Here is a 9911-nt window from a genome sequence, read left to right on the forward strand (position 1 = left end):
ATTTATCTTGAGATTCCCAATTGAACAACATCTTGCCAATCTTGGTCTTGTGCAAGCTGTAACCCGTCAATGTTGAGTAAAGTAAAACTCTCCTGTGCTTTTGGATCGTCATTAAGTTGCGAAATTGCCTTTCGTAAGGCAAGAGTAATCTCTTCATCGACATTATTTGAAACCGCAATAGCATGAGGCGTATAACCAGCAGTTGTATAAATGATGCTAAGTTGGTCTTTTATTTCACTCGGTAAGCTCTCAAAGGTACGCTTCACGCCACCACCAGCAATGTACAAACCTTTAAGTACCCCCAAATAGACTGAGTCGTGCGAACCGACGTATTTAGGCGTAAACTTGATGCCTTTCCGCGCCAACTCTGATTGTGTGATGATAGAAGCAGCAAATGCTCGTGGGGCAGGAAAAGCGATGGTCTTGTCTTGCAGCTCATCAAGGGAAACCGACTTCCCTCGCCTTGCTACAATAATGCCTGTGATCCGCTTATTTTTCGCTCTTGCTAACGCCGTATAACCTGGGTTTTGATTCACCAAGGTAAAGTGATATGGGTTCATGTACGCAATGTCGTAGGCTCCAGCCATCAAGCGTGCTTCGAACGTGGGAATATCACGCGCCGTGGCAAACTTAATCTCAACGCCAGCAAGATCTCCCCAACGTTGCAGTAATGGCTGCCATTGTTGCACTAGTTTGGTCGCCGACTGTTGCGGTACGACACCAAAAACAATGGAAGGTTGAGCAACGACAGAAGGTGACCATATGCATAACACCATAAGCAACGTAAATATTCGCTTGTGAAGCCGCCAAATCAACGTCTTTAATTGGGAGTTCAACAAAATCATCTCCTTATGTTTGTCTTTCGTTAAAGATAGATAGCTATCTGAAAGATTGCGAATTATCGGATTAAATTGCCTCGTGTCTCAGATACCATTTATACTCAAATGAACACCTACAACAGGAGCAGGTAAATGCTTATTACATTTCGTTGCCATAGCCACTCGAACGTCACTATGTTTGGCGATATTGCGATAAAGATGATCAAAATGATGGGGCATAGTGGCTCAGTACCAGGGTCTATTTCCGCTCAAGACATCCCTGATGCTCTATCTAGATTGACCTCCGCTCTCGCAGCACAAGAAGCGATAGAGAAGAACAACAGTCAAGCAATGGAAGAAGATGAGGAGCAAGAGGAACAAACGGTCAGTTTAGGACGCAGAGCATTTCCACTTATTGAGCTTTTAAAATCGGCTATTAAAGAAGAGTGCGAAGTGATGTGGGACAGCCAATAAATGCTCCAAATCAAGCTGTGGAGAGGAAAGCAACATCCAATCTATACTTTCCTCCCCTGCTAAAAGGAACTTACCCAATTCACTTCACTTCTCTATTTGAATGACTCTTAACGAGTGCTTACTCAAAACTAACCTATTGAATATAAATCAGTGATAAACGTCTGATTTCATAATAAAAATCTCCTATTGACTGAAACACTCACTTATCATTGTGGCCTCAACTGCAAACCATTAATGGAATGATTGTTATGTCAGAACTGACTCGGATGCGCTCTGGAGAAACCTATAATTGCCTGGATGAAGAACTAAAGCTAATGCGCGCCAAAACTGCGCTGCTTGTCTTCCAATTTAACCACGAGCCAAACCCAGGTATCCGTAGACAACTATTGGCGGAGATGGGCGTCCAATTAGAAAACAGCGCCTGTATAGAGCCACCGCTTCAACTTACCTACGGTTGCCACTTGTCCATCGGGGAAAACACCTACATCAACTGGGATGCCATTATTCTGGACAATGGGCAGGTTGAGATTGGCGCGAACGTCATGATTGGGCCTAGAGTGCAAGTTTACACAGCCGCTCATTCACTCGATACGCAAAGACGCTTAGCCGGAGATGAGATCGCCAAACCGGTAAAAATCGGCAACAACGTTTGGATTGGTGGGGGCGCTATCATACTGCCAGGCGTGACCATTGGCGATGAGGCCGTCGTCGGCGCTGGCTCTGTGATAACCAAAGACGTTGCGCCGGGCGATCGAGTTGCTGGAAATCCGGCGCGCTCCATTAAACCAAAAAACTGAAGAAAGTCGCTATTTTGCCAAATGATCGCGAATAATGTTGGCAAGCAGATTGAGAGCATGGACGTATTTGTCATTAAGCTCAAAAGAAGCGTTAAGACGAATACAGTGATCGTATTGTTCTGTCAGGCTGAACATCTTTCCCGGTGCGATGCTGATATTATCTTTTAGCGCTTCTCGATATATCTGCAAGGCGTCGATATGCTTGGGAAGCTCTAACCAAATAAAGTACCCGCCGCTTTGGCTTAACACTTTGACTTCTTCAGGTAACAGCTCATTAAGCAGATTCGTCATCTTACTTTTACGTTCAAACAGCTTTTTCCGTAACTGCTTCAAATGCGATTCATAATTGCGGCTTGTTAAATAGTGCACCAATGTCATTTGCACTGGTGCACTCGTCGCTAATGTACTCATTAGCTGTAACTTTTGTACCTCTAGCGCCCGCTTTCCCGCCGCAACCCAACCAATACGTAGCCCTGCGATTAATGATTTTGAAAACGACGAGCACAACATGGTATTGCCCGTGTCATCAAACATTCTTAGTGGGTAAACCGAGTCATTCTCGGCATGCAGTTCGCTGTACACATCATCTTCAATCACTGGCACGTTATATCGCTGTGTCAGTTCAATCAGCTTTTGTTTTTTCTCGTTGGAGAGCGTAAAACCCAGAGGATTCTGGAAGTTCGACATAAGCCAACATGCTTTCACATCGTGTGTTTGCAGCGCTCGTTCCAATGAATCTAGGTCAATGCCCGTGACCGGGTCTGTTCTTACTGAGAGCGCTTTCAAACCTAACCGCTCTAAGGATTGCAATGCGCCATAGAATGCAGGCGACTCCACAACCACCCAATCTCCCGGTCTTGTACAAGCTTGCAAACTGAGCGTTAACGCCTCCAGCGCGCCTGCCGTAATGACAATTTCATCGGGTGAAATTTCAATGCCTTTCGCAGCATAACGCTTCGCGATGATGGTGCGTAATTGTTCGTTTCCCGGCGGTAAGTTATCAAAGGTGATGGAAATCGGCATATTGCGAGCGGCTGCGCTCATCGCCCGATTCACGTGATAGCGTGGGTATAAACTTGGATCTGGATAGGCAAAGCCAAAATTGATCATGGATGGATTTTTACTCGCCTGCAGCACATCAAAGATAAACTCATTGATGTCTACCTGCTCTGTCCACGAGACCGCTGCTGGCGCTTGGGGTTCATTTGAACTCTTAATATAGGGAGCAACTCGATAACCAGATCGCGGCTGTGACGTTACCCAGCCTTGAGATTCCAGAATTTGATAGGCATGCAACACCGTCATCAAGCTTAAACCCGAGTGTTCAGATTGGCGACGCAGAGAAGGCAGCTTGTCATCCGGATGCCATATCCCCGATTTTATCTGCCTTTTAAGCTGTTCCACTAACTCTTGATACTTCGCCAAACGCAAATCCCCCTCCATAAAGCCGAATTCAAAATAATAACACTTCAATATTTAATCTGTTATAGGTTTATAGTCACTGTCTGTACCTACTTCCCCTACTCCGCTCCTTTTAAAATAGCTCTCTCATAAAACTTAAAAGATCAAAGGAAGTTTAATGTTTGGCCTCGACGCATTTATGCTTGCACGGATACAGTTCGCCTTTACGGTATCCTTTCATATTATTTTCCCCGCTATCACCATAGGTTTGGCCACCTATCTCGCCGTGCTGGAAGGCTTATGGCTAAAAACACGTAATCCCGATTACCAAAAGCTCTATCACTTCTGGTCGAAAATTTTTGCGGTTAACTTTGGAATGGGTGTTGTATCTGGTCTTGTCATGGCCTATCAATTCGGCACCAACTGGAGTGGTTTCTCCGACTTCGCTGGTTCTATCACTGGCCCATTACTGACTTATGAAGTATTAACGGCTTTCTTTCTCGAAGCCGGATTTCTTGGCGTGATGCTGTTTGGTTGGCGTCGCGTCGGAGAAAAGCTGCACTTTTTTGCAACCTCGATGGTGGCGTTAGGCACGATCATTTCGACCTTCTGGATTCTCGCCTCCAACAGTTGGATGCAAACGCCACAAGGCTATGAAATTGTCGACGGACGCGTGGTACCAACCGACTGGTTTGCTATCGTTTTCAATCCTTCATTTCCTTATCGTTTGGCGCACATGAGCGTCGCGGCTTTCGTCAGTTCAGCACTCTTTGTAGGCGCGTCAGCCGCTTGGCATTTATTGAGAGGCAATCAATCGACTGCGGTAAAAACCATGTTTTCGATGTCGCTCGGGATCTTAGTGTTCCTTGCGCCACTCCAAGCTGTGATTGGCGATGTGCACGGGCTAAACACCTTAGAATACCAGCCCGCCAAAATCGCTGCCATCGAAGGGCATTGGGATAACAGTGATGGCAAACCAACCCCATTGATTTTGTTCGGCATGCCAAACATGGAACAAGAACGCACAGACTATGCCTTAGAAATTCCTGTTCTAGGAAGTTTGATCCTACGCCACAGTTTAACTGAGCCAATCCCGGCGCTGAAAGACTTCCCGAAAGAGGAACGACCGAACTCACCTATCGTCTTTTGGTCATTTCGAATCATGGTCGGGCTAGGACTTCTGATGATTTTTCAAAGCTTCTACAGCATGTGGTTACGAAAAAAGAACACGCTTTATACCTCGCGTTGGTTCCTCAAGTTTTCATTATTTATGGGGCCATCTGGTCTTATTGCGATACTCGCTGGCTGGTTTACGACAGAGGTTGGGCGGCAGCCTTGGGTCGTGTATGGCGTACAAAAAACGCGTGATGCGGTTTCTGCACACGGAGACCTACAAATGAGCATCAGCCTGCTGTGTTTCCTTGTTGTGTACAGCTTGGTGTTTGGTTTTGGGTATTACTACATGATCCACCAAATCAAGAAAGGCCCCGATGCAATTGAGCACGATGAGCACGACATGACGACCGTTTCAGGTCGCATTTAGAATTTGTCACAAAGTGAAGGTAAAGAATATGCATTTTGATTTATCCGTGATTTGGTTCGCGATCATCGTTTTTGCCACTTTGATGTACATCATCATGGATGGCTTCGATTTAGGTATTGGAATACTGATGCCCTTCATCAAGGATGAAAAACAAAAAGACGTCATGGTCAACAGTGTCGCGCCAGTTTGGGACGGCAACGAAACTTGGATTGTGCTTGGAGGCGCATCTCTATTTGGCGCTTTTCCCATGGCTTACGCGGTGATTATTGAAGCGCTAGCCATTCCTTTAACACTGATGTTGATTGCTTTGATCTTTCGTGGCGTAGCGTTTGAGTTTCGCTTTAAAGCATTGGAAAGCCACTTAAAGTTCTGGGACCGCTCTTTTATGGTCGGCTCGATTTTAACCACGTTTTTCCAAGGAATCGTTGTCGGCGCGGTAATTCAGGGCTTTGCGGTGGAAAACCGCGTTTTCGTGGGTAGCCAACTAGACTGGCTTACCCCTTTTCCCATCTTTTGCGGTTTGGGTTTAGTCGCAACGTACGCGCTGCTCGGTAGCACATGGCTCATCATGAAGACGGAAGGTGCACTGCAAAACACGATGTACCGCTTCACTAACAAAACACTACTGGCGATGATCTCCGCATTAGTCATTGTGAGCGCTTGGACCCCACTTGCTTACCCTGCCATTGCGGAAAGATGGTTTTCTCTGCCTAATTTGTTCTACTTATTGCCCGTACCTGTCATTACTGGGCTGGTATGTTTGAAGATTGCCGACTCCGTAAAAAAGCGAAAAGAGCACAGCCCTTTCGTGATGGCATTGGTGATCGTGATTCTCGGGTTCGCTGGGCTTGGCATCAGTATCTGGCCAAATATCATTCCTCCTAGCATATCAATATGGGAAGCAGCCGCTCCTGCAAGCAGTCAGCGCTTTATGCTCGTTGGAGCAGTGATCATCATCCCGATAATTCTGGCTTACACCTTTTGGAGTTACTACGTCTTCTCTGGAAAAGTGAAAGAAGACGAAGCGTACCATTAACGAGTTGATAAGGAGTGAGTATGAAAGTCAAAAATTGGTGCCACCAATGGGCGTGGATGGTTGGAATTTGGGTCGCTAGCGTCGCTGCATTAGGGTTAGTGTCTATGTTATTTCGCGTCATGATGACCGCTGCAGGATTAAAATCTTAGCTCGGCACTTTTTAGTCAATAAAAAATGGATGCCTCTAGATCTTGTGTAAGAGCTAGAGGCGTTTGCATTCAAGTCCGACTTTTCACGTGTGCAGACAATACGATAGTAGATTCTGAACCGCGCGCCACTTCAAAATAACCACCAGCGCGAGATAGCTGGCGAGCCCTCAGTTTTTCTTTGCCCAGTTTTTCAAACCAATAAGGCGCCAATGAGCACTGAGCTGAGCCTGTGGCAAGATCCTCTGAAATACCGATTTTAGGTGCAAAGTAACGCAGCACATAGCCACTATCAGAGCTTTGAGCCGTCACGATGACTGCATGAAACTCATCAATTTTAATCAGCTCATCAAAGTTAGGCTTACAGTGAGCAACATCATCTTCGGATTCGAGAACAACAACCAAATCACGCGTTGTAAAAGCATCTACGGGGCGATTGGAAAAGCCTGAAATATCCAAGGGGATTACATGAGGCTTTGCTTGCCAACTTGGCATCACTATCCGATACATTCCATCCAGTTCAGTAACGGTAATATGACCATATTGGCTTTTTAGAATGACCTCATTCTGATGATAGTTGGAAATGATTGCAGCGCCTGCGCCCAAACTTCCGTGTCCGCATAGGTTGATCTCTCCTTCTAGGCTAAACCAGCGAATGTGGTAGTCACTGCCAGACTGAACCACAAATGATGTGACAGGTTGAGCGACCTGATGAGTGATTTGAAGTAACTCAGAATCACTCAGCCAGTGATTTAGTTCGACAACGCCACAAGGGTTACCTTGAGCCAACTCATCACAAAATACATCAAATATTTGCGCTTTAATCATCCATCATCCTTACTGTTTGGCGTCTTGTTGACGGGTGAGCGACTCAATACTGATACCACTGCATACCGCCTTAATCACTAAAACCAACGCACAGTAAAAATGCCATGCGTTGCGAACCCCTCTTGAACAATTTGTTCGCTTAAATTCTGTAGCACCAAGCCACACTCGCCCAAAACATAATGTTCAAAGCCCAGATCATCACACTTTGAACAGGAAGCATGTGGAAAACTAACTGTGGACATGCCCTAAGCTCTCTCAGAGAGAACAGCATTTGAGGCTGAAAGTCCCAACTGGTTGCTAAACGCAGACCTCTTTTAAACCAAGGGTGATTCACCAAATATTCAGCGTAAGATGAATAAATTGTCCACAAACCCAAAAAGACCAAACAGCTCAATTATTGAGATTACTTCCAAACTAAAGGGCAATAATGAAGGTCCTCCAATAAGCAAAATAGCCGCAAATATCCATTTTCTATTTCTCATTACACATCCTTGTTAATGATTTAATCTAACTGCGTATATAAAAGATTCGAGAAAAGCTTGTCAGTTCCTAAGCTTTGAGGCATCAGACCTGACAAGCATATGTATTAGCTATTTCTGATCGTCAAATTCATTAACGGTTTTTAGCCAAATAGCAAATTGGTTCAAGGATGTCTCATGACGTCTCTTAATATTTAACTCATCGCAAATAACATCTATTGGCGCTTCTGGGTTCTTCTGAATCGCAAACTTAGCAAGCCCCAAAGCCTCCTCATACGACAGCTCATTCCACTTTCGTTCATAACCGAATGCCTCTACACCCCGCCACTCAATCAAATCGACCATATTACTCGGCGAAACCCAGAGTGTTGGAGAGTACCCATCGCTCTCTTTGATACCAGCGAAAGTATCAAGTATTTTTCTCATATACTCGAGTTGCTTTTTGCTTGTACGTGTTAAGCCATGTAGGTTGGCTATTTCGAGGGTAAGTGCATGCAGTGTAATACCAGGGCGTTCGATAAGGATGTCTTTAGCAAGTTGAGTGAGCCTATCAACGTATTCAGGTTTAAAATAATTTGCGGCATCCAATGTAATCGATGAAGCGTTCTCGATTTCATCAAATTCTTTACCAGAGCTCCCCGTTTGTTCAAGACAAAAACCTGTGCCTGAGTTTAAAGTTGAAGGACCTTTCGCTAACACTACTTTTCCCTCTGCTTCTGCTTCTGCTTCTGCTTCTGCTTCTGCTTCTGCTTCTGCTTCTGCTTCTGCTTCTGCTTCTGCTTCTGCTTCTGCTTCTGCTTCTGCTTCTGCTTCTGCTTCTGCTTCTGCTTCTGCTTCTAGCAGTATGTCTCGCTCCCTTTCCACTTCAAGTATTTCTCTAAGTTTTGAGTCAATGTTTTCAATTGCATATTCAGGATCAATAAAGTAATCCGTCGACCATAACCTAACAATATTCCATCCTAGACCTTCCAAAACTATCTGTCTTACCCGATCTCTATCTCGGGCTGCAGGAGAAGAGTGGTACGTAGCCCCATCACACTCAACACCAGCTATGTACTTGCCAGGCTTGTCTGGATGAAGTACTCCGAGATCAACTCTAAACTTACTTACTCCTACTTGTGTTTGTATTTTCCAACCTTTAATTCTTAAAGCTTGAGCTACCGCTTCTTCAAAATCACTATCAAATTGATCGACTCCATGCTCTGCAGAAGCAATCTCAGATAAAGCAATTGGCCCCTTTTCTGCAAATTCAAGGAAGTGTTTTAAGTGCTCAACGGCAACCGAGTTCGTTCTGCTTAAATCAATCATTGAAGAGTCAAAACTACTAAAGACAACAACCTCCGTGGTTGCGCGAGTAATCGCAACATTTAAGCGGCGCTCTCCCCCGCTTTTGTTGAGTGGCCCAAAATTCATACTCATCGTTTTGGCTCCTGGCTCCGTAGGACCATACGCGAGACTGAGCATGATTACGTCTCTCTCATCACCCTGAACTGACTCTAGGTTCTTAACAAAAACAGGATCTCTTCCTGACCCCTCTTGAAAGTACTTTTCGATAGCAGGGTTTTGTCTTCTTGCGTCGTCTAACAGATCTTCAATCGTTCTTTGCTGATCAGTATTTAAAGTTACTACACCTATAGACTTATCTTGTTCATATTTATCCAGTAATCTTCGAACAATTTCATTTACGACTGCTTTTGCTTCAGCCGTATTGTTGCGACCCGCTCCTTTAGCATAAATTCCGTTAACTCGATGCAAAGAAACTGCTGAATCTTTTGTTTCTGAAGAAGGATAAGTTACTAATGAATTTTCATAATATTTATTATTTGAAAAAGCAATAAGGGTTTCATGCCTACTTCGATAATGCCCCATCAACCTTTTAAGCGGTAATCTCGCAGCAAGCGCTTGGTCAAGAATAGACTCTAGATCTTCTTCATCTGGATCATCCGAATTCCCTCGAGCAGAGAAAAAGTTTGTTGGGGGCATCTGTTTTGGGTCACCGACAATGATTGCGTTTTTCCCTCTCGCTATAGCACCTACAGAATCCCAAGTGGTCATTTGTGATGCTTCGTCAAAAACAACCAAGTCAAATCCTCTGAAATCAGAGGGCAAAAACTGAGCAACGGACAGTGGTGACATCATTAAACATGGACACAAATCCAATAACGAATGACCTAGCTCACTAATCAAACTTCGGATTGGTATATGCCGAGTTTTTTTCTGAAGCTCTTTAGCTAATACACCAAATTGTTTCGAACTCTGCTCTGTAGTGGTCAACTAAAATTGGCCACTGTTTTAGAGTTTTCCCAATATAATCGTTCTGACTCATTGGGAGTTAGACCACCGTTATACTGATGTGGCCTGAGTTGACAGTAATATCCAATGATGTAGC

The 9911-nt window shown here is 44.6% G+C and carries 9 protein-coding genes; 5 read left to right on the top strand and 4 right to left on the bottom strand.

What is annotated here, in order from left to right; all coding sequences use genetic code 11:
• Window positions 1-2: 2 nt before the first annotated feature.
• Window positions 3-839, bottom strand: coding sequence for a phosphate/phosphite/phosphonate ABC transporter substrate-binding protein (locus FKN08_RS22865; RefSeq protein ID WP_170892923.1), 837 nt, complete (start codon window positions 837-839; stop codon window positions 3-5).
• A 132-nt stretch (window positions 840-971) separates the two neighbouring features.
• Between FKN08_RS22865 and FKN08_RS22870 the strand changes: the two genes are divergently transcribed.
• Window positions 972-1292, top strand: a complete 321-nt coding sequence (locus tag FKN08_RS22870) for a DUF1840 domain-containing protein (RefSeq protein WP_005392576.1) — start codon at window positions 972-974, stop codon at window positions 1290-1292.
• A gap of 248 nt (window positions 1293-1540) precedes the next feature.
• Complete coding sequence (locus FKN08_RS22875; protein WP_170892924.1) at window positions 1541-2089, top strand: sugar O-acetyltransferase; 549 nt, start codon at window positions 1541-1543, stop codon at window positions 2087-2089.
• 9 nt (window positions 2090-2098) lie between these two features.
• Here the strand turns inward: FKN08_RS22875 and FKN08_RS22880 are convergent, their stop codons facing one another.
• The gene (locus FKN08_RS22880) at window positions 2099-3532 is read right to left on the bottom strand and encodes a PLP-dependent aminotransferase family protein (protein WP_170892930.1); all 1434 of its coding nucleotides are present in this window, start codon (window positions 3530-3532) and stop codon (window positions 2099-2101) included.
• Window positions 3533-3668: 136 nt separating this feature from the next.
• On the opposite strand from FKN08_RS22880, the gene FKN08_RS22885 reads away from it, so the two are divergent.
• From FKN08_RS22885 to FKN08_RS22895, 3 genes are read left to right on the top strand one after another with little or no spacing between them, the layout of a single operon-like run.
• Complete coding sequence (locus tag FKN08_RS22885) at window positions 3669-5033, top strand: cytochrome ubiquinol oxidase subunit I (RefSeq protein WP_017447409.1); 1365 nt, start codon at window positions 3669-3671, stop codon at window positions 5031-5033.
• A gap of 28 nt (window positions 5034-5061) precedes the next feature.
• Window positions 5062-6069, top strand: a complete 1008-nt coding sequence (cydB, locus tag FKN08_RS22890) for a cytochrome d ubiquinol oxidase subunit II (RefSeq protein WP_170892925.1) — start codon at window positions 5062-5064, stop codon at window positions 6067-6069.
• Window positions 6070-6089: 20 nt separating this feature from the next.
• The gene (locus tag FKN08_RS22895; protein WP_170892926.1) at window positions 6090-6218 is read left to right on the top strand and encodes a DUF2474 domain-containing protein; all 129 of its coding nucleotides are present in this window, start codon (window positions 6090-6092) and stop codon (window positions 6216-6218) included.
• 69 nt (window positions 6219-6287) lie between these two features.
• Here FKN08_RS22895 and FKN08_RS22900 read toward each other — a convergent pair whose 3' ends face one another.
• Window positions 6288-7043 (bottom strand): PhzF family phenazine biosynthesis protein, encoded by a 756-nt coding sequence (locus FKN08_RS22900; RefSeq protein ID WP_170892927.1) that lies wholly within the window; start codon window positions 7041-7043, stop codon window positions 6288-6290.
• A gap of 590 nt (window positions 7044-7633) precedes the next feature.
• Window positions 7634-9796 carry an AAA domain-containing protein gene (locus FKN08_RS22910; RefSeq protein WP_170892929.1) on the bottom strand — a complete coding sequence of 721 codons (2163 nt, stop codon included), beginning with the start codon at window positions 9794-9796 and terminating at the stop codon, window positions 7634-7636.
• Window positions 9797-9911: the final 115 nt, after the last annotated feature.

This window comes from Vibrio sp. 1-2 (7-a), assembly GCF_013048515.1.
Lineage (GTDB): Bacteria > Pseudomonadota > Gammaproteobacteria > Enterobacterales > Vibrionaceae > Vibrio > Vibrio diabolicus.

Coding starts and splice junctions, on each gene's coding strand:
- cydB (WP_170892925.1), top strand. CDS start 5,062: ATGCATTTTGATTTATCCGTGATTTGGTTCGCGATCATCGTTTTTGCC.
- FKN08_RS22900 (WP_170892927.1), bottom strand. CDS start 7,043: ATGATTAAAGCGCAAATATTTGATGTATTTTGTGATGAGTTGGCTCAA.
- FKN08_RS22895 (WP_170892926.1), top strand. CDS start 6,090: ATGAAAGTCAAAAATTGGTGCCACCAATGGGCGTGGATGGTTGGAATT.
- FKN08_RS22875 (WP_170892924.1), top strand. CDS start 1,541: ATGTCAGAACTGACTCGGATGCGCTCTGGAGAAACCTATAATTGCCTG.
- FKN08_RS22885 (WP_017447409.1), top strand. CDS start 3,669: ATGTTTGGCCTCGACGCATTTATGCTTGCACGGATACAGTTCGCCTTT.
- FKN08_RS22880 (WP_170892930.1), bottom strand. CDS start 3,532: ATGGAGGGGGATTTGCGTTTGGCGAAGTATCAAGAGTTAGTGGAACAG.
- FKN08_RS22870 (WP_005392576.1), top strand. CDS start 972: ATGCTTATTACATTTCGTTGCCATAGCCACTCGAACGTCACTATGTTT.